Raw genomic sequence first — 19,382 nt, 5'->3', positions numbered from 1 at the left:
TCACTATCACTCGGCCCGCACGTTCGCCGCCGCGACCGCCGTCATGTTGATGATGCGTCGCACCGTCGCCGCCGGCGTGAGGATGTGCACGGGCTTGGACGCGCCGAGCAGGAACGGCCCCACCGTCACGCCCTCGCCGCCGATCATCTTCAACAAGTTGTAGGTGATGTTCGCGGCCTCGACGTTCGGCATCAACAACAGATTCGCTTCGCCCGTGAGCGTCGTGCCAGGGAACGACTGCTTGCGGATGACTTCGGACAGCGCCGCATCGCCGTGCATTTCGCCATCGACTTCGAGTTGCGGCGCACGCTCGACGATCAACCGACGGGCGGCCGCCATCCGTTGCGACGACGCCGACGGTGCGCTGCCGAAGTTCGAGTTCGACAGCAGTGCGATCTTCGGCGCAATACCGAAACGCTCGATCTCACGCGCGGCCAGAATCGCCATGTCGGCCAACTGCTCGGCGCTCGGCACTTCGTTCACGTACGTATCGCAGATGAACAGGTTGCGCCCCGGCAGCATCAAGAGATTCATGGCCGCGTAATGCTCGGCTTGCGGGGCGCGGCCAAGCACTTGCTCGACGAACTTCAGATGGCTGTGGTACGTGTCGATCATGCCGCAGATCATGCCGTCGGCATGGCCCAGGCGAATCAGGATTGCGCCGATCAGCGTATTGAACTTGCGCATCGCGGCTTTCGCGATCTCGGGCGTCACGCCGTCGCGCGCACCGATCTCTTGGTAAAGCTGCCAGCTCTGCGTGAAGCGCGGGTCGTCCTCGGGATCGACGATGTCGAAATCGACACCGGTCTTGAGCTTCGAGCCCATCTTCTTCAGACGCATTTCGACGACGGCGGGGCGCCCGACGATGATCGGCTTGGCGATCTTCTCCATCAGCACGAATTGCGCGGCACGCAGCACGCGATCGTCCTCGCCCTCGGCGAACACAATGCGGGCGGCCTTCTTTTTGGCCGCCGCGAACACGGGACGCATGACCATGCCCGTGCGATAGACGGTCGCGCCGAGTTGCTCGCGATAGGCGTCCATGTCTTGAATCGGACGGGTCGCGACGCCCGAGTCCATCGCCGCTTGCGCAACAGCCGGCGCGATCTTGATGATGAGGCGCGGATCGAACGGCTTCGGAATCAGGTATTCCGGACCGAATTCGAGCGAATGGCCTTCGTAGGCCTTCGCGACTTCGTCGCCCTGATCCGTCTCTTCGGCCAACTCGGCAATCGCGCGCACGCAAGCGAGCTTCATTTCCTCGGTGATCGTCGTCGCACCGACGTCGAGCGCGCCGCGGAAGATGAAGGGGAAGCACAGGACGTTGTTGACCTGGTTCGGATAGTCGGAGCGGCCCGTCGCGATAATCGCGTCGGGCCGCACCGCTTTGGCGTCTTCGGGACGAATCTCGGGCTCGGGGTTGGCCAGCGCAAGAATCAAGGGCCGGTCGCCCATCGTCTTGACCATCTCGGGCTTGAGCACGCCAGCGCTCGAGCAGCCGAGGAAGACGTCGGCCGACACGATCGCATCGCCGAGCGTGCGCGCGTCGGTTGCCGCTGCATAACGCGCCTTCGACGGATCGAGATTGCCGCGCCCTTCGTAGATGACACCCTTAGAATCGGCGACGAGCACGTTGTGCTTGGACAGACCGAGCTTGACGAGCAAATCGAGGCAGGCGATGGCGGCGGCGCCTGCGCCCGAACAAACGAGTTTGACCTTCGACAGATCTTTGCCGACGACCTTCAAGCCGTTCAGGATGGCGGCCGATGCGATGATCGCCGTGCCATGCTGGTCATCGTGAAAGACGGGGATCTTCATCCGCTCGCGCAACTTCTGCTCGATGTAGAAGCACTCGGGCGCCTTGATGTCTTCGAGGTTGATGCCGCCGAGCGTCGGCTCGAGCATGGCGATGGCGTCGACGAGCTTGTCCGGATCGGATTCGGACAGTTCGATGTCGAAAACGTCGATGCCCGCGAACTTCTTGAACAGGCACCCCTTGCCTTCCATCACGGGCTTGGCGGCGAGCGGGCCGATGTTGCCGAGGCCGAGCACCGCGGTGCCGTTCGTCACGACGCCGACGAGATTGCCGCGCGACGTATACTTTTGCGCGTCGAGCGGATCGGCGTGAATCGCCTCGCATGCGGCGGCGACACCCGGCGAGTAGGCGAGCGAGAGGTCGAGCTGGTTCGACAGCGGCTTCGTGGGCGTGACCGAAATCTTGCCGGGCTTGGGGTTCTGGTGGTATGCGAGGGCGCTTTGCTTCAGTTGTTCGTCCATGATTGAGCCTGCGAGACGTAATTGAATTTAGGCCGGCACGCTCGCGCCTGGCGCCGCGCCTGGCAAGTCGATGAGATAGCGACTGCGGCGGCCTGGTTTCGCACCGGGTAGGCGCGGCGCCGGATCGTGCGCGGGTAGCGCAGACGGCGCGTGAGCGATTTGCGGGGCGCCTAGTGTACACCCCCTAATCCCAGTTTCCAGAGGGCCTGCCGCCGAACTCGGGTAAAATGCCCGCCTACGCGCGCAGCAAGCCAATCTGCGCCAACGGGCGAGCCCGCCCGCCTCACGCCATCATTTCCGAAGGATTTGCCCATGACAGGCTTCGATCGCCAAACGATCTCCGATACGACCGCCAAGATTCTGCTCGAAGTGCAGGCGGTGCACTTCAACGCCGAGAAGCCGTTCATCTTCACGTCCGGCTGGGCAAGTCCTGTCTATATCGACTGCCGCAAGCTGATTTCGTATCCGCGCGTGCGCCGCGCGCTCATGGAGATGGCCGAAACGACGATCCTGCGCGAGGTCGGCTACGAGCAGATCGACGCCGTTGCCGGCGGCGAAACGGCCGGCATCCCGTTCGCGGCTTGGATCGCCGACCGCATGATGCTGCCGATGCAGTACGTGCGCAAAAAGCCGAAGGGCTTCGGGCGCAATGCGCAGATCGAAGGCCACCTCGAGGAAGGCTCGCGCGTGCTGCTCGTCGAAGACTTGACGACGGACAGCCGCAGCAAGATCAACTTCGTCAACGCGCTGCGCACGGCCGGCGCGCAAGTGAACCACTGCTTCGTGCTGTTTCACTACAACATCTTCAAGGAAAGCGTGTCGGTGCTGAAAGACATCGACGTCGACCTGCATGCGCTCGCAACCTGGTGGGACGTGCTGCGCGTAGCCAAGGCGTCGGGCTACTTCGACACGAAAACGCTCGACGAAGTCGAGAAGTTCCTGCATGCGCCGGCAGAGTGGTCCGCCGCGCACGGCGGCGCGACGGCTGCACCGCAGTAAGCGAGCGCCATAGAGCGGGCGCGGGCGCTAGGCCCGCGCCCGCTTGCCGCCTAGCCGACCGACGATCGACTGTGCGCACGCCCTTGCGCGCGCACGATCCGGCCGGGCCTCTCCGGCATCGCCGGCCCTTCGCGAGTCATACCTTGGGGAGCCAGTCCGCTCACCCGCGCATATTCGATCAGTTCCGCATCGCACGCAACGCCGAGTTTGCGCACGGCCGACACCTTGTGAGAACTGATCGTCTTGACGCTGCGATTGAGCCGCGCGCCGATTTCACTCACGCTCAACCCCGCGGCGAAGAGCCGAACGACCTCGATCTCGCGCGGCGACAAAGCGAGTGCCCCCGTCTCCCGTTCGTTTCGTTTGCCTCGTTCATTGCGCTCGCTGCATACGCCGGCCCGATCCAGCGCTGCGCGCAACGACGGACCGACGTAACGCACGCCTTGCATCGCATAACGCACGGCGTGCCCGATATGCGAGAGTTCGTCGCATTTGCCGACGACCGCCGCGGTGCCCGCCTCGAACAGGCTTCGTAGCAGCGCGGCGTTGCCGAGCATCGTCAGGACGACGATGCGCACCGCGGGAAAATGCCGCTGCAAATAGCCGATCAGCACAAGACCGTCGCCGTACCGGCCGCCGGGCATCGCGAGATCGGTCACCACGACGTCGGCCTGTGCCTGCCGCAGCGTCTCGACGAGCTCGGTCGATTGTCGTGCTTGCGCGAGCAGAGCGAGATCGTCGAAGGCCTGGAGCGCGTGGCGCACGCCGAGCAGGATGGCGGGATGGTCGTCGGCGACGACGACGCGGGTACGGCGCGCCGGGCACGGGCCCCAAGCGGCAGAGAACGAGGCAGATTGACTCATGAGGCTGATAGCGATGCGTTGATGGCCGGCGATGTTAGACTGACTACCGCGGCGCGGCGCAATGTCGGCAAATATTCAGCCGCAACGAGATCCCTCCCCTCGCCATCGATCGGAGAATCGATTCATGCGCAAGCATCGCGAAATACTCGGATCGGTTTTCCTCGAGCTGTCGCTGAAGCGAGTAGCAGCCGGCATCGCCTTCGTCTGCATCGCCGGGCTCGCCGCCGCAGTACCCCCGGCTTCGGCGCAAGGTACATTCACGATCACAAGCAGCGACCTGCGCGACGGCGCGACCGTCGGCAACGCGCAGGTGTACGACCAGGATGACTGCAAGGGCGGCAATGTCTCGCCGCAGTTGTCGTGGCACCACGCGCCTGCGGGCACGAAAAGCTTCGCGGTCACCATCTTCGACAACGACGCGCCGGGGCCCGGTTGGTGGCACTGGGCCGTCGCCGAGATCCCGCCCAGCGTGAACGCGCTACCGTCGAATGCGAGCGCGTCGGGTTACCTGAAGAAGATCGGCGCGATCGAGGCGCGCAACGACTGGGGCAGCGTCGGCTACGGCGGCCCGTGTCCGCCGCCAGGCAAACCGCATCGCTACATCGTGACGGTCTTCGCCCTGAATACGGCCAACTTGCGGCTCGGCCAGGCACGCCATGCGCTGATGTTCGATCACGAGATCAATACGACCATGCTGGCGAAGGCCAGCCTCACGGTGACCTACGGGCGCTGAACCGCCGCTTGCCGCACTTGCGGCATTCATGCAGCTTCTGGCGGCAACGTGCTGCGTTGCACGGAAATTTCACAGCATTTCCCGTTAATAACCCGTAAAATCATCGCTTTGACGCAGTCGCCGCGGCTGCGTCCGAACCGGCCACATACCCGGCCACACAGCGAGATCGAAATGAGCACGAAAGTTTTTGTCGACGGACAGGAAGGCACGACGGGTCTGAAGATTTTCGAATACCTGTCGCGCCGGACCGACGTCGAAGTGCTCCGCATCGAAGAAGCGAAGCGCAAGGATCTCGACGAGCGGCGCCGGCTCATCAACGCGTCGGACGTGACGTTCCTGTGCCTGCCCGACGTCGCTTCGCGCGAATCGGCAAGTCTCGTCGAAAACGACAAGACGGTGCTCGTCGATGCAAGCACCGCGTTTCGCACGCATGCCGATTGGGCCTATGGCTTGCCCGAACTCACGCGTGCGCAGCGCGAGCGGCTACGCACGGCCAAGCGCATCGCCGTGCCGGGCTGCCACGCCTCCGCATTCGTACTCGCGATGCGGCCGCTCGTCGATGCAGGCTTCGTCGCGCGCGATTTCGCGGCACACGCTTATTCGATCACGGGCTACAGCGGCGGCGGCAAGAAGATGATCGCCGATTACGAAGCGGCCGAGCCGAACGGGAAACTGCAAAGCCCCCGCGCCTACGCGCTCGCGCTCGGACATAAGCATTTGCCCGAGATGGCGGCCCATACGGGCCTTGCGGCCGCGCCGATCTTCACGCCGATCGTCGGGCCGTTCTACAAAGGCCTCGCCGTCACGACGTACTTCACGCCGAATCAGCTCGCCAAGCGCGTCGGCCCACGCGACGTGCAAGCGCTGCTCGCCGAATACTATGCGGGCGAAGCGTTCGTGCGCGTGGCGCCGTTCGATGCCGACGAAAACCTCGACGGGGGCTTCTTCGACGCGCAGGCGAACAACGACACGAATCGCGTCGACCTCTTCGTCTTCGGCAACGAGGAGCGCTTCGTCACCGTCGCGCGCCTCGACAATCTCGGCAAGGGTGCATCCGGTGCGGCCATCCAATGCATGAACCTCGCCATCGGCGCCGACGAGCAAACCGGGCTGCAGTGCTGAATCGCAAGACCCGCGAATGCTCGATGAAAGCCGGCGCAACGCCGGCTTTTTTATTTGATGCATTGCAATGAGAAACATATCCATTGCATCGGCGATTGAGCACGTAGATCGATAATCAATCCATTGATCGAGTACCCGCAATTACTGCAACTTTCTTCACATCAATTGCCTGCGGCGCGCTTCAATCCTACCGGCATTGGCGTGCGAGCAAACATCGTGCAGGCTGACGACAGCCACCCTTCGCATGCAACCGCTTGAAACGCTCTTTTTGTTTCAATATGCCGTCAATCACCTTATCCAGTCTCGCTATCATTACAATGCCGTTTGTTTGAATTATGCTTTTTAGATGGCTTTATCAATTGACAGAAAATAAATACGCAGCGAAATTACGTCGCATAACTAGATGGATCAGGGAGACGAACGGCACGACTCGATGCCGTTCCAGCGAGCGCGGCGCGACAGACGCCGACGCGTCATCGCCGGCCGCGCGCCGGCACGGCCGCCGCATGCCGGCGCGCCGCCCTCTCGCCTCGATCGATCGCTTGGAATACTGCCGCCGCACGTAGCCCGTCTTCGGCGCGCAGCGCTCGCGCACCATCACGGGAGGCGAATGGTCTGCGAGGAATCAGTTAGGACTACGAACTAAATGAAGCGGCCGCCGACAGGGAGCCGACAGCCCGATAACGATAAGGCAATGGAGGAACGTCATGATCCGAAACGCCCTTTTGACGGCGGCGCTCGTTGCGCCTTTCTTGGCCGCGTGCGGCAGTGGCGGTGACAGTGGTGCGCTCGACGCGGCTGCCGCCGTCAATCGTCTGTGCCCCGCGTCGCTCGACTACAGCACCGTATTCACGGGCGGCGGCGGTGACGGCGAGCTCGCGAAGATGCAGATCGATACGACGAAGATGACGTGGCAGGTGACGTACGTCGAGTCGGCCATTCCCGCCACGACCGGGACAGTGACGCCCTCGCGCGCGGGCACGACGCAAAGCGGCACGCTCGCGCCCGAGACGCTGCTGCCGACGCAAGCGCAGAACGAATGCGCGTTCTACCTGCATGGCGCGAGCCTCGATCCGAACGAGCCCGCGCGCATCTTCGTTGGGCAAGGCGTGCTCGGCGGAACGATTCCGGGCAAGGAGATCCAGTATAGCGGCATCGCCGGTTTCGGCGCCGTACCCGACAAGACGTTCCCGTATTTTCCGTTCATCGGCTTCTCGTCGCTCGAGACGAACCTGGCCAACGTCGCGGGCACCTACAACCAAATCGGCTATCACATCATTCCTTCGCAGAACTACGCGACGGTGGCCGTCGACGCAACGATCGCGATCCATGCCGACGGCACCTGGACCGAGACCGACAACGTCGGCGTGAACGAGGGCAAAACGCAACAAGCGGGCACCGACTGGGTCCAATCGAGCGACGGCAGCGGCGCGTTCGAAACCGACAATTTCCAAAGCCAGGCCAAGCCGACGAGCTCCATCACGCCCGAGGGCAAGGGTTTCATGATCGTCGGCAAGCTGCGCAATCAGCTCGTGCCGATCCTGATCCGTACGGGATATGCGAATCCGTTGACGCTTGAGGCCGATGACGAATCGGGCATTTCGATCCTCGCGCCGCAAACCTCGATCGCCGTCGACACGCAAGACGGTCAATACATCGGGGTGGACAGCCAGTTCGACTATCGGGCGACGGCGCTTGAAGGCAACGAAGCGACGCTGCTCGCCCCCTATCAGCCGGCCAACGCATCGCTCGCGACACCGCTCGATCTGAGCTTTGCCAACGCTGTACCGGGCGTCGTGACGTCCTCCGTGAACGGTGTGTCGTCGACCGCGGCCACCGGCAAGCTCGTCTTCACGGGCGGCGTGTTCGGCTACCTCTACAACGAGAATTCGTCGCCGTATTTCATGATCAACGCGTTCGTTCAATAGCAGTGCGCGCAGCGCGGTCGCACAAAAAAACGAGAAGCCAGGGAGGAAACATGGAGAAGGCAATACGTTCGGCCGCATGTGCGGCACTGCTTGGCACGGCGGCGATCGCTGCGCACGCGCAGCAGGCGGGCGACAACGTGGTCACGCTCGGATGGTTTCACGTCATGCCGCGGGATTCGAGCACGCCGATGACGACCTACGTCACGCCCCAGCCGATCGACACGCCGCTGCGGCTGCCGAGCGCATTCACGTCGTCGGGCACGGGACTGTCGACGACGAACGCCGATACGGTGGGGCTGATCTTCAGTCATTTCCTGACGGACCATATCGCCCTCACGACCGTTGCCGGCGTACCGCCGACGTTTCAACTCAAAGGCCGCGGCGCGATCGTCCCGCCTGGCCCCGCCGGCGCGCTCGGCACCGAGAATCTCGATGATCCGGCGAACGAGCCGATCGTCAAGAGCGTACGCCAATGGAGCCCGGCGATGATGCTGCAGTACTACTTCAACTCCGCCACGGCGCGCTTCAGGCCGTTCGTCGGCGTCGGCGTTTCCTACAACTTCTTCACCGATATTCAACTCAATCCGAACTTCGTCTCGTCGACGCAAAACAATCTCGGCTCGGTGCTCGCCGCCGGCGCCGCCAAGCCGGGCATCACGAGCGTGTCCGCAAAAGCGTCGCCGTCGTGGGCACCGGTATTCAACGCGGGGGCGTCGTACGCCATCACGAAGCATTGGGGCGTGAGCGCATCGATCACCTATATCCCGCTGAAGACGCGCTCGACGGTGTACGTGCGAGCCGCCGACGGCACGCTGCTCGGCACGACGCAGACGCAATTGACAGCCGATCCGCTCATCACGTACCTGGCGGTGTCGTACACGTTCTAGGCCGCGCACGTAGGCGAATGAAACGAGTAAAAAAAAAGCCCGCCTAGTGGCGGGCTGAATCCATATCGGAGGAGACATGGAGGAGACACTTTCACTCTAGCAAACCGTTTGATGCATTGCAACAGACCTCATAGGTCGGGCGCTCCACACGTTGCCGACCCGCAACACACGCGATCTGGCCCAATTTGACCCGATCTCTGTCATACAAGCGTCATCGACAGCAAGAAACCCAATTGATCGACGCCGACCGGTTTCACCAAATGAACGTCGTAGCCGGCTGCCAGCGCCATGTCGCGATATTGCGGCTGGCCCCATCCCGTCAGCGCAATCAGCAGCAGCGCGGACTGCCCCGCCAACTCCCGCATACGCCGTGCCGCGGGCAAGCCTTCGAGCAGCGGTGCGCCGATGTCGATCAACGCGGCGTCAGGGGGCGCTCGGCGGGCGATCTCGAACGCTTCCTCGGTGTTACGCGCGGCCACGGCCTCGTAGCCTAGGCTTTCGACCAAATTCACGAGCATGCTGCGCGCGGCTTCGTCGCGATCGGCGATGAGCACGCGCTTGCGATGCCGGGCATGCGTTTCGCCCGGCTCGTCCGTTCCATTCGCGACCGTTCCTTGCGCGCTGTACCAATCGGATTTCATTGCTTCATCCTCGTTGCACAGCGCTCATTGAAACCGCCAAAGCCGACCCGGCCGGACTTCGTATGATGATTCGCTTGTCACTGATGTTCGTACCGTCAAATCAAACGAGCGTTTGGAGAAAAAGTTCAGCGCTCAGTTAAAAATAAGGGTTTCTGCTCACATAGGCAAAAAAATTTTCAATTTCGCGGCAACACGCCGCCTCGTGCAAGCGATTCAATCCCATTGCCCGATCTCAAGACGACGCGCTGCGCCGCGTTCGTGGGCGCTAGCTGCGCGAATCGGTTTGCGCGAGCACCTCGACGAGCGCATCGCGCAGCATCGCCAACGGCCGCACGAGTCGGCCCGGCAAGGTACCGTGCACGAGCCATACGTTCAATCCGCCCGGAAATTCCGGGGCTTCGACGATCTGCAACGCATCCTTGTGCACGCTCGCCGCCAGCGCACTCGGCGTCACTACGCCGAGCCCGACACCGCGTGCCACGAGCGAGAGTTGCAAGTCCGAGCCGAACGCTTCGACCGCCACCTCGAACGATAGCGATGCGGCGTTGAGCGCCCGACTCAGCGCCGAGCGCATGCCGCACCCGTCCTGATTGAGTACCCACGGATAGCCGGCCAACTCGGCCAGCGTAAGCCGCGGCGCGCCGGGCCCTGGCCGCCCGCAGTTCTGCACTTGCAGTGAGCGCGATGCCACGATCACCGTGGGTTGCACGGCGAGCAACGTCGCTGTGGTCGATTCCGGCAGCACGAACGAGGCCGGCATCATGATGACGGCCGCGTCGAGCTCCGCCCGCAACACGCGCTCGAGCAGCGCAGGCGACCAAGCGGCCGTCACCCTCAGCGTGAGCCGAGAAAACGCCGCGCGCAAGCGATCGATCGGCACTTCGAGCGCAAGCTCCGACAGAAACGGCGGCACCCCGATCTTCAGTTCGCCGGCCGGCTCGCTGCCCGGCGCGGCGACCGCTAGCAAATCGTCCACGCTACGCAGGACCGCGCGCGCCAGCACGTAGACCTCTTTGCCAGCCCCGGTCGGCTTGAGCGGCTTGCTCTGCCGATCGAGCAGCGGCACGCCGAGCATCGTTTCCAGGTTTTGCACCCGCCGCGTGAGCCCCGGCTGCGTCAAATGCAGCTTCGTCGCCGCCCGCACCATCGATCCGCTATCGACGACTTCGACAAATGCCTGCAAGTCTCGCGTATTCAAAACAACCTCGCATAATCAATATCGACATATTTCAATTGTCGCATAACATCCGGACGCCTACGATGACCGTTCCTTCTTACGCATTCACTCTTTCGTATGAATCGTCCCGCAGACACCACCGAGCTTTATCGACCCGTCGCCCCCGTCGAGACACATAGCGCGCATACCCTCACCACGCCGCTGACGATCTTGTTCGCCGCGGCCACCGGCATCATCGTGATGAACCTGTTCGCCGCACAGCCGCTCACGGGCCCCATTCAGCGCGCGCTCGGCGTGCCTGGCTCGCTGACGGGGGCGATCGCGATGCTGCCGCAACTCGGCTATGCACTCGGGCTCGTCCTGCTCGTGCCGCTTACCGACCTGATCGAGAATCGCCGACTCATCGTGCGGACGCTATGGGCTTGCGCGGCGCTGCTCGCGATTGCCATGGCCGCACATTCGGGCAGCCTGTTCCTGGCCGCGCTGCTCTTCGCCGGCGCGGCCTCGAGCGTCATTCAAATGCTCGTGCCGATGGCGGCGTCGATGGCCTCCGAGGCGCGGCGCGGGCGGGCCGTCGGCAATGTCATGAGCGGCCTCATGCTCGGCATCCTGCTGTCGCGCCCGCTCGCCAGCGTCATCGCAGGCTCGATCGGCTGGCGTGCGTTCTATGGCGTCGCGGCGGCAGCCGACGTCGTGCTGGCGCTCGTGCTCGCCACGCAGCTTCCGCGGCGTGTGCCGCTCGTATCGGCCAGTTACGCCGCGCTGCTGCGCTCCCTATGGACGCTGCTCGCGGCCGAGCGCGTGCTACAGCGGCGCGCGTTATCGGCGGCGCTCGCGATGGGCGCGTTTACCGCGTTCTGGACCGCGGTCGAGCTGCGGCTCGCGCAGCGCCCGTTCGGCTTCAATTTTTACGATATCGCGCTATTTGCGCTGGCCGGTGCGGGCGGCGTCGTCGTCACCCCGCTCGCCGGACTGGCCGGCGACAAGCGGTGCGGACGCGCCGCGCAGATTCTCGGCCACGCGAGCATGATCGGCGCGCTCGTTGCGTGCGGTGTCGTCGGCGCCGGCTGGTTCGGCTTTAACGTGAGCACGCACCGCGGCTTGGCCATCGCGCTGCTCGTTGCCGGCGCGGCGACGCTCGATGCCGGCGTCGTGACCGATCAAACGCTCGGCCGGCGCGCCATCAATTTGTTGAACCCTGCTGCACGCGGACGGCTGAACGGCCTCTTCGTCGGGATTTTCTTCGTGGGCGGCGCAGCGGGCGCATCGGCTTCCGGCGCGGCCTGGGCATGGGGCGGATGGAGCGCCGTCTGCGCTGTGGGACTCGCCTTTGCGGGCGCCGCGTTCCTGCTTGGCTTGCTGCCCGGCGCACACGACGAACCGCGGGGATGACGTCCATGCGCGGCCATCTTGGGGCCGCGAAGATGATTCGGATTCCTAACTAAACCGCACCAAATGAAAAGGGGCGACGCCTCGGCAGCGCCGCCCCCTGCGATTCGTCGTGCAAGCGATCAGTGCCGCACGAGCGCCATCATTGCGCCGAAGCCAACGAACACGCCACCCGTCAGCCGATTGAACGCGCGGGCAACGCGTCCGCTCTTGAGCGTCGCGCCGATCCGTGCGCCGCATGCCGCGTAGACGAGATACCAACTGACTTCGATCACCGCGAACGTGGCGACGAGAATGCCGAACTGCGGCAGCGTCGGCTTCGATGCGTCGATGAATTGGGGCAGCAGCGCGGCGGCGAACAGGATCGCCTTCGGATTGCTGCTCGCGACGAGAAAACCATTGCGATAGAGCGCGCCGAGCGAGCGCACCGGCTTGGCGGATGCCTCGCGCTGCGGCGACGCTTCGGCAACCGCCTGCTCCTCGACTTTCGCGCGCCAGGACTTCACGCCCAGGTAAATCAAATAGGCGGCCCCGATCAAACGCAGCGCATCGAACATCGTCGGCCACGCCTTGAGGAACACGCCGAGCCCCGCGGCAGAAACCGACAGCATGAGGATGACCGCCGACAGAGCGCCGGCCATCGTGGCCGTCGCACGACGTATCGTGTACTGGGCGCTGTTCGTCATCACGACGAGCATATTGGGCCCGGGAATGGCGCAGACGACGAAGACGGTGGCGACGAACAGCCACCAAGTATGCAAGCTCATGACGCGAAGCCTCCGGTTAAGGGCACGAATTTTCGATTATGCGCTCGATCGTCGATTCGAGTAGGCCGAGTGCGCCGAGCCGCGGTTGCCATGCTTTCCTACGAAGATGCAACACCGGGGTGCATCGTGCACGTGCCCCACCCGCCTGCGCATCTTCGCCATCCATCAGCGACCCGCGCGCCGCGCCGCCACTTCGCCCAGCACGGCGAAGTCCTTCTCGCCGTCGCCGCGCGCCATCACCTCGAGCAAGTTGTCGCGCAGCAGACTGCCGAGCGGCATCGGCGTCGACGTCGCCTCGGCCGCCGCAAGCGCGAGCCGCACGTCCTTGAGGCCAAGCCGGGCCTTGAACATCGCCGGCTCGTAGCGCTGCTCGGCGATAAGCTTGCCGTAGCCCGCATACACGGGCCCGGGGAATACGCTCGACGTGATGACGTCGAGATAATCGTTCATTGCCACGCCGTGTCCCGCCAATAGCGATGCCGCCTCCCCGAGCGTTTCGATCGCCGCGGCAAGCGCAAAATTGGCGGCGAGCTTGATGACGTTCGCATGCTGAGGCAGCGAGCCGATCCGGAAAGTCTTTTGTCCGATGACATCGAATAGGGGTTGCACGCGGTCGACCGCTTCGGCCGGGCCCGCCGCCATGATCGTCAGCTTGCCCGCCGCGGCGACGTCGGGCCTCCCCATCACGGGCGCGGCAACATAGTGAATACCGCGCGCGGCGTGATCGCGCGCCAATGCTTGCGCAAGATCGACCGATACCGTCGCCATATTGACGTGAACGAGATCGCGTGGGGCCCGATCGAGCAAGGCGTCATCGATGACTTCGACGATAGCCGCATCGTCGGCGAGCATCGAGAACACGGCGTCGCCGGTGAATGCCTGTGCCGGCTCGGCGACGATTTGTGCGCCCAGCGCCGCGAGCGGCTGCGCACGTTCACGCGTGCGATTCCAAACGCGCACTTGATGGCCCGCTTTCAGCATGTTTTCGACGATTGCATGGCCCATGTTGCCCAGACCGATAAAGCCGATGTCCATCGCTCGCTCCTTCGCCCAAAAATTCGAAGTAAAGCACGATTGTCAGGAATGCGTCGGCTGGAGCGTTCGTTTCGACGCCGCGCGCATCCGGGCCAGCGGTGCGATACTCGTGCGATGCCGACCGTTACCGCCACGTTCCGGTTTTACGAAGAGCTGAACGATTTCCTCGCTCGGCCGCTGCGCGGGTGCGCGTTCAGTTGCGCCTGCGCGCGCGACGCCACGACCAAGCACATGATCGAGGCCCTCGGCGTGCCGCATACCGAAGTCGAGCTGATTCTCGTCAACGGCGAATCGGTCGGGTTCGAGCGCGCGCTGGAAAACGGCGACCGCGTTGCCGTCTATCCGAAGTTCGAAGCGCTCGACATCTCGCCGTTGCTGCGCGTGCGCGAGCGGCCACTGCGTACGATCCGGTTCATCGCCGATGCGCATCTGGGCGGCCTCGCGCAATTGCTGCGCCTAGCCGGATTCGACACGCTCTACGACAACCACTTCCCCGATGCCGAGATCGAAACGCTCTCGACTTCGCAAGAGCGCATCGTGCTCACGCGCGATCGAGAACTGCTCAAGCGCCGCACGATTACCCACGGCTGCTACGTCAGAGCGCTCAAACCGCAGGTGCAGTTGCGCGAGGTGATCGATCGGCTCGATTTGGCAGGCAGCGTCCGCGCGTTCCGGCTCTGCCTGTCGTGCAATGCCCCGCTGCGACGGATCGAGAAGGCACAGGCGGTCGGGCGCGCCCCGCAAGGGGTGCTCGAACGCCATTCGCAGTTCGTCACCTGCGACGTCTGCAAGCGTGTGTTCTGGGAAGGCTCGCACTGGCAACGCATGCGGACGCTGATCGACTCGCTCGTGCCCGAGCAGCGCGACGCGGTGCGATGAAGCGAATCGCAACATCAGAACGTCAGCACCGTTCTAGCGCCCGCGACGGCCTCGTTGCCGATGCGCGCGCCGCCGGCGTTCGGATTCGGCACGCCACCGCCGGGACGGAAGAAGTATTGGAAATCAGCTTGCACGAGCCACCAAGGCGCAACCTGATACTGATAGGTCGCCTCGACCACCGTTTCCGCCGTTCGCACGGGGTAATTCGGCGTCGTCAACGCCCCGACGTCGCGATCGAATGCGCTCGCATGCGAGCCGATGTCGGCGTAGCCGAGCGCGAGTCCGACCGAGTCGTTGTCGCGACCCGCGAACGGCGCCTTCAAGACCACACCGGCGTTGGCGCTGAAGTCGACGGCATTGCGATCGCCCGGCGCACCCATCACGCGCGCGAACACCCCAACCGAGCGAGCCGAGTCCGGGCTCGGCCGCCAGACCATTTGATCCGCTATCCCGTAGACGCTGAAGTCGCCGTGCCGCATCCGCGGCATGCCGCTCGACGCGGGATCGGCCAATGAAAGGCCGTTCGTCGCTTCACGCTGATCGGCAAAGCGCGCGCTGTCGTACCAAAAGCCGAGCTTATAAGTCCCGGGCAATACGTGCGATGTTTGCCCACTGCTCACGCCCGAGCCCGTACCGCCGGCCGGCGATTGGCCGATCGCGTATTGTAGTTCACCGATGAACAGCGCACCGTCGTGCACATTCAAGCGCGTGCCGCTACCGTTCAGCTTCTGCGGATCGCCAACGCCGGGTGCCGGGTTGCCGTCGAATACCCCACCGAGCATGGTCGCGGCGTCGCTCACCTTATAGCGCGCCCGCACCCCGAGCGACGACAGCGGATAAGCGGGACCGCCCGCGGGCAAGTCAGCGGCGGGCAGCACAGGCCAGCCGAACGTGGCATTCAGGAACGTGTTCGCGTATTGGCTGACGATGAATTCCTGATCGAGACTTTGCTGGCCGAGCCTGACGTCGCACGCGTCGCCGAACGATTGCTGATACCAAAGCTCCCACAGCCGCGTTGTCGGCTCGGCTTCCACGCCGCTCACGCTTTGCAGCGCGGAAAGATGCGAGGCTGTAATGCCGTGCCCGTGAATTTGTAGTGCATCGACGAAGAATTGGCCGCCCTTCAGGCCGACGGCTTTATCGGTATTGACGCTCAGGCCAAACTGCGTCGCGCCGTCGTACGCGAGCCCGCGCTTCGTGCCGCCGGAAAAATTGCCGAACGCTTCGCTCGTTTCCTGCAGGTTCAGCGTGACGCCGCGATCGCCGAGCAGCGTACGCAAGCCGCCCATGTCACCGAACAATGTCGGGCGATCCCCCAGCCCCTGCGGCGCACCATCGGCTTGCGGCGCTTTGGCGGCATCGCTCGTGGCCGATGCCGATGCCGATGCCGATGCCGATGCCGATGCCGATGCCGATGGGACTGGATCTACCTGAGAAGGAACTGCCTGAGTGGTAGCGACCTGCGCATGCGCTGCCGTTGCGGTGCCGCCCGCAATCGCCAGCGTGAGCAGTGCAGCCGCGGCAACGGGCGCAAGACGCGAGGGCACGCGCGGGAAAGCGGAGGCCAAGTACGACGCAATAGGCGCCGCGATATCAGACGACAGCGCACCGGGCAGCGCGCAAAGATAGTTGCGCGAGATGCGCAGGAAACGGTCGACGTGCATAACAACTCCCCATTGGTCCGGCCGGGAGCCGGACGAAATGCATGGACGACACGCCGCGCGCGCTCATGCGAGCGCGCCGAACGGTCGTAAAAATGGGAGCGGGCAACAAGACGGAACGCCGTCGAGACGGTCCGATTGGAAGCGCGCTGACCCGGCAATGCGGGGCAGCGGCGAGGAAGGTCCTGCGTCGCTAACGCGCGATTGCGAATGAACTGCCGGCACCTGCCGGCAAACGAGATCGACTACTGCTTGCGTCCACGAAGGACTCCTCTGAACTGAAGCAGCGCGGATTCTATGCGCACCCGTTTTGAGGATGCAAGCGCAAGCGCGATTGTTGCGCGCATTCCACACCCTCCGTTACGACGGCAAACACGCCGATCTCTATGGCACCCGCGCCGATGCGTGGGCCAATGCACGGAAGGAAGAAAAAATTTAGGCGAGACCAAAATCGTTGGTTGACGCGTTATCTATGCGGAACCTACAATTCGATTAATTTCACAAATGGGGCATATGCCTTGGACAGTTGCAGTAGTCGACCTTCGAACAGTGTTTTTGCCTGATCGGCACGACGCCAGCTGAATTCTTCCTTTAGCCGCCGTCCAGCCAACTGGCAGACGGTGCGCATCGCAGTCTCTTCCTAGCTTCTTTCGCGCATCGATTTCGAATGGCCAACGTGCCGTTCGGTGTCGCTTCGTGTGCGTGCGTGTGCATGCATCCAAAGCGCCCGGCGGTTCGCGACCGCGCGCGGCCCCCGCTCGCGGCCACCGACGTACACGCCGGCAACACGCTCGTCTAAAGCGTGCTGGCCGCCGTGCCGATGAATACGTTCGTACGCGCGTCGCGTACGAACCTTGCGAGAAAGGAGTCAGCCATGACCGACCCCGACCCTAGTCGATCTTCGAGCCGGCGTTCGCTCACGTTGAACGCCGCCAGCATTGCCTGAACCGAGGCCGCATGCGTTCCTTCCCGCCTGATCCGCTTATCGCGGCACGGGCGAGTCGAAACCGAGAAGGCCCCTGAATCAGGCCACGTCATCCGGTTTCAACCATTCGACATCGAAGGAATTGCCATGTACTTCGCTCTTCTCGTCTCGCAACTGCCGCACGTCAGCGACGCCCGCGGCTTCTATCCCGACATGCTCGCGCGCCCCACGAAAACGGACCGCGCACGTCAGGCAGCCGCACGCTGCCTCGCCGGGCTTCGCGCACTGCTCGAACTCGTCGGCTAGCGACGAGCGCGGGCAGTGCGCGACTTCGGCCGCCGCGACTGCGTCGAGGCGGCCGCCCGCATCGGATATCGAATAAGACATCGAAGCAACACCCAAGGAAAAATACAAATGTCCACGCCTGCAAACGTCTCGTCCGCACGTAGCGCCGTGCTCGACGACGCCCACATCGGCGACATCAAAGGGGCCTTCGGGACGATCGCCCACCACGACACCGCACCGCGCCGCAACTGGGCCGCGCGCCTGCGTACGCTACTCGCGATTTTGGGCCCGGGGCTCATCGTGATGGTCGGCGACAATGACGCCGGCGCGTTCGGCACCTATACGCAAGCGGGCCAAAACTACGGCACGACGCTGCTGTGGACGCTCGCGCTCTTGATCCCCGTGCTCTACGTCAATCAGGAAATGGTGCTGCGTTTGGGCGCTGTCACCGGCGTCGGTCATGCGCGACTGATCTTCCAGCGCTTCGGCAAATTCTGGGGTGCCTTCAGCGTCATCGATCTGTTCCTGCTCAACGCGCTGACGATCGTGACCGAGTTCATCGGCATCACGTTCGCCCTCGATTTTCTCGGCGTCTCGAAGGTGCTCGGGGTCTGCATCGCGGCAGTACTGACGATGGCCGCCGTCAGCACGGGCGACTTCCGGCGCTTCGAGCGATTCGCGATCGTGCTGTGCCTGCTCAGCCTGCTGCTCGTGCCAGTGCTCGTCTCCATCCATCCGCCGGTCGGCACCATCGCGCGCGATTTCATCGTGCCTAGCTGGCCGCAGCACTCGAAGCTGTCCGACGTCATGCTGCTCGTGATCGGCATCGTCGGCACGACGGTGGCGCCCTGGCAGTTGTTCTTCCAGCAAAGCTACGTGATCGACAAACGCATCACGCCGCGCTTCATGAAGTACGAAAAAATCGATTTGTGGATCGGTATCGGCTTCGTGATCGTCGGCGCCGTGGCGATGATGGCGTTCACGGCCGCGCTGTTCCAAGGACGCCCCGAATTCGGCCAGTTCACCGATGCAAGCGGCGTGATCGCAGGGCTGCACAAATATATCGGCCAGACGTCGGCCACGATCTTCGCGGTCGCGCTACTCGACGCGTCGATCATCGGCGCGGCTGCCGTCTCGCTGTCGACGGCCTATGCGATCGGCGACGTCTTCGGCATCCGCCATTCGCTGCATCGCAGCGTGCTCGATGCCAAGGGCTTTTACCTCGTCTACTTCGGCATCGTGGCGCTCGCCGCCGCGCTCGTGCTGATGCCGGGCAGCCCGCTGGGCCTGTTGACCGAAGCGGTGCAAACGCTTGCCGGCGTATTGCTGCCAAGCGCCACCGTCTTCCTGCTGCTCTTGTGCAACGACAAGGCCGTGCTCGGCCCGTGGGTCAATTCGAAACGGTTGAACGTCTTCACGGGCACCGTCATCGCCGTGCTCGTCGTGCTTTCGATCATCCTGACGGCCGCGACGGTCTTTCCCGATATTTCGGGTTCGACGATCGTCTGGATTCTTGTCGGCGGCATGCTGTTGTTCGCACTCGGGTATTTCGGTGCCGAAATCGCACGCGGCCGTGACGGCTCAGCCGCTTCATCCAAGCGCGGGCATCGGGCCACGCGCGCCGCGGATCGCGCACTGCGCGACACCTGGCGCATGCCGCCGCTCGACGAACTCACGCCACCGAAGCTCACGTTCGCGACGCGTCTATGGATGGGCGCCCTGCGCGGGTATCTCGTGATCGCCGTCGCGCTCGTGATCGTCAAGGTCGTACAGATGGCGATGCATTAACAGCGTCGCGCGGCTCATGCCGACGC

The 19,382-nt window shown here is 63.8% G+C and carries 16 protein-coding genes; 9 read left to right on the top strand and 7 right to left on the bottom strand.

Features of this window, described 5'->3' with window-relative positions; all coding sequences use genetic code 11:
- Positions 1-6: 6 nt before the first annotated feature.
- Positions 7-2,277, bottom strand: coding sequence for an NADP-dependent malic enzyme (locus J3485_RS01415; RefSeq protein WP_206950840.1), 2,271 nt, complete (start codon positions 2,275-2,277; stop codon positions 7-9).
- Positions 2,278-2,589: 312 nt separating this feature from the next.
- On the opposite strand from J3485_RS01415, the gene J3485_RS01410 reads away from it, so the two are divergent.
- Entirely contained in the window at positions 2,590-3,276 is a 687-nt protein-coding gene (locus tag J3485_RS01410) for an orotate phosphoribosyltransferase (protein ID WP_206950839.1), read from the top strand.
- A 50-nt stretch (positions 3,277-3,326) separates the two neighbouring features.
- Here J3485_RS01410 and J3485_RS01405 read toward each other — a convergent pair whose 3' ends face one another.
- A complete protein-coding gene (locus tag J3485_RS01405; protein ID WP_206950838.1) occupies positions 3,327-4,139 on the bottom strand; it encodes a response regulator in 813 nt (270 codons plus the stop codon).
- 124 nt (positions 4,140-4,263) lie between these two features.
- On the opposite strand from J3485_RS01405, the gene J3485_RS01400 reads away from it, so the two are divergent.
- From J3485_RS01400 to J3485_RS01385, 4 genes are all read left to right on the top strand, one after another.
- On the top strand, positions 4,264-4,872 hold the full coding sequence (locus tag J3485_RS01400) for a YbhB/YbcL family Raf kinase inhibitor-like protein (protein WP_206950837.1): 609 nt from the start codon (positions 4,264-4,266) through the stop codon (positions 4,870-4,872).
- 171 nt (positions 4,873-5,043) lie between these two features.
- Positions 5,044-5,994: an N-acetyl-gamma-glutamyl-phosphate reductase gene (argC, locus tag J3485_RS01395; protein ID WP_206950836.1), complete on the top strand. Its 951-nt coding sequence runs from the start codon at positions 5,044-5,046 to the stop codon at positions 5,992-5,994.
- Between the two features lie 707 nt (positions 5,995-6,701).
- Positions 6,702-7,922 carry a DUF2957 domain-containing protein gene (locus J3485_RS01390; protein WP_206950835.1) on the top strand — a complete coding sequence of 407 codons (1,221 nt, stop codon included), beginning with the start codon at positions 6,702-6,704 and terminating at the stop codon, positions 7,920-7,922.
- A gap of 50 nt (positions 7,923-7,972) precedes the next feature.
- Positions 7,973-8,809: an OmpW/AlkL family protein gene (locus J3485_RS01385; protein ID WP_206950834.1), complete on the top strand. Its 837-nt coding sequence runs from the start codon at positions 7,973-7,975 to the stop codon at positions 8,807-8,809.
- Between the two features lie 200 nt (positions 8,810-9,009).
- On the opposite strand, the gene J3485_RS01380 is transcribed toward J3485_RS01385, so the two are convergent.
- Together J3485_RS01380 and J3485_RS01375 are read right to left on the bottom strand one after the other, a co-directional pair.
- Positions 9,010-9,450 carry a response regulator gene (locus tag J3485_RS01380; protein WP_206950833.1) on the bottom strand — a complete coding sequence of 147 codons (441 nt, stop codon included), beginning with the start codon at positions 9,448-9,450 and terminating at the stop codon, positions 9,010-9,012.
- 265 nt (positions 9,451-9,715) lie between these two features.
- The gene (locus J3485_RS01375; RefSeq protein ID WP_206950832.1) at positions 9,716-10,648 is read right to left on the bottom strand and encodes a LysR family transcriptional regulator; all 933 of its coding nucleotides are present in this window, start codon (positions 10,646-10,648) and stop codon (positions 9,716-9,718) included.
- 96 nt (positions 10,649-10,744) lie between these two features.
- Between J3485_RS01375 and J3485_RS01370 the strand changes: the two genes are divergently transcribed.
- The gene (locus J3485_RS01370) at positions 10,745-12,019 is read left to right on the top strand and encodes an MFS transporter (RefSeq protein ID WP_206950831.1); all 1,275 of its coding nucleotides are present in this window, start codon (positions 10,745-10,747) and stop codon (positions 12,017-12,019) included.
- A gap of 119 nt (positions 12,020-12,138) precedes the next feature.
- Here J3485_RS01370 and J3485_RS01365 read toward each other — a convergent pair whose 3' ends face one another.
- The gene (locus tag J3485_RS01365; protein ID WP_206950830.1) at positions 12,139-12,783 is read right to left on the bottom strand and encodes a LysE family translocator; all 645 of its coding nucleotides are present in this window, start codon (positions 12,781-12,783) and stop codon (positions 12,139-12,141) included.
- A 165-nt stretch (positions 12,784-12,948) separates the two neighbouring features.
- Positions 12,949-13,818 (bottom strand): NAD(P)-dependent oxidoreductase, encoded by an 870-nt coding sequence (locus J3485_RS01360; RefSeq protein WP_206950829.1) that lies wholly within the window; start codon positions 13,816-13,818, stop codon positions 12,949-12,951.
- Positions 13,819-13,932: 114 nt separating this feature from the next.
- Between J3485_RS01360 and J3485_RS01355 the strand changes: the two genes are divergently transcribed.
- Positions 13,933-14,697, top strand: a complete 765-nt coding sequence (locus J3485_RS01355) for a Mut7-C RNAse domain-containing protein (protein WP_206950828.1) — start codon at positions 13,933-13,935, stop codon at positions 14,695-14,697.
- 14 nt (positions 14,698-14,711) lie between these two features.
- On the opposite strand, the gene J3485_RS01350 is transcribed toward J3485_RS01355, so the two are convergent.
- Complete coding sequence (locus tag J3485_RS01350) at positions 14,712-16,361, bottom strand: carbohydrate porin (RefSeq protein WP_206950827.1); 1,650 nt, start codon at positions 16,359-16,361, stop codon at positions 14,712-14,714.
- A 1,069-nt stretch (positions 16,362-17,430) separates the two neighbouring features.
- On the opposite strand from J3485_RS01350, the gene J3485_RS01345 reads away from it, so the two are divergent.
- Positions 17,431-17,589, top strand: coding sequence for a hypothetical protein (locus J3485_RS01345; RefSeq protein ID WP_206950826.1), 159 nt, complete (start codon positions 17,431-17,433; stop codon positions 17,587-17,589).
- A gap of 108 nt (positions 17,590-17,697) precedes the next feature.
- Positions 17,698-19,356, top strand: coding sequence for an NRAMP family divalent metal transporter (locus J3485_RS01340; RefSeq protein WP_206950825.1), 1,659 nt, complete (start codon positions 17,698-17,700; stop codon positions 19,354-19,356).
- Positions 19,357-19,382 lie beyond the last annotated feature (26 nt).

Origin of the sequence: Trinickia acidisoli (assembly GCF_017315725.1) — a bacterium.
Classification (GTDB): domain Bacteria; phylum Pseudomonadota; class Gammaproteobacteria; order Burkholderiales; family Burkholderiaceae; genus Trinickia; species Trinickia acidisoli.
This window is presented reverse-complemented; position numbering and strand designations above follow the sequence as displayed.

Coding starts and splice junctions, on each gene's coding strand:
- J3485_RS01355 (WP_206950828.1), top strand. CDS start 13,933: ATGCCGACCGTTACCGCCACGTTCCGGTTTTACGAAGAGCTGAACGAT.
- J3485_RS01365 (WP_206950830.1), bottom strand. CDS start 12,783: ATGAGCTTGCATACTTGGTGGCTGTTCGTCGCCACCGTCTTCGTCGTC.
- J3485_RS01370 (WP_206950831.1), top strand. CDS start 10,745: ATGAATCGTCCCGCAGACACCACCGAGCTTTATCGACCCGTCGCCCCC.
- J3485_RS01360 (WP_206950829.1), bottom strand. CDS start 13,818: ATGGACATCGGCTTTATCGGTCTGGGCAACATGGGCCATGCAATCGTC.
- argC (WP_206950836.1), top strand. CDS start 5,044: ATGAGCACGAAAGTTTTTGTCGACGGACAGGAAGGCACGACGGGTCTG.
- J3485_RS01410 (WP_206950839.1), top strand. CDS start 2,590: ATGACAGGCTTCGATCGCCAAACGATCTCCGATACGACCGCCAAGATT.
- J3485_RS01345 (WP_206950826.1), top strand. CDS start 17,431: ATGTACTTCGCTCTTCTCGTCTCGCAACTGCCGCACGTCAGCGACGCC.
- J3485_RS01415 (WP_206950840.1), bottom strand. CDS start 2,277: ATGGACGAACAACTGAAGCAAAGCGCCCTCGCATACCACCAGAACCCC.
- J3485_RS01405 (WP_206950838.1), bottom strand. CDS start 4,139: ATGAGTCAATCTGCCTCGTTCTCTGCCGCTTGGGGCCCGTGCCCGGCG.
- J3485_RS01350 (WP_206950827.1), bottom strand. CDS start 16,361: ATGCACGTCGACCGTTTCCTGCGCATCTCGCGCAACTATCTTTGCGCG.
- J3485_RS01400 (WP_206950837.1), top strand. CDS start 4,264: ATGCGCAAGCATCGCGAAATACTCGGATCGGTTTTCCTCGAGCTGTCG.
- J3485_RS01390 (WP_206950835.1), top strand. CDS start 6,702: ATGATCCGAAACGCCCTTTTGACGGCGGCGCTCGTTGCGCCTTTCTTG.
- J3485_RS01340 (WP_206950825.1), top strand. CDS start 17,698: ATGTCCACGCCTGCAAACGTCTCGTCCGCACGTAGCGCCGTGCTCGAC.
- J3485_RS01385 (WP_206950834.1), top strand. CDS start 7,973: ATGGAGAAGGCAATACGTTCGGCCGCATGTGCGGCACTGCTTGGCACG.
- J3485_RS01380 (WP_206950833.1), bottom strand. CDS start 9,450: ATGAAATCCGATTGGTACAGCGCGCAAGGAACGGTCGCGAATGGAACG.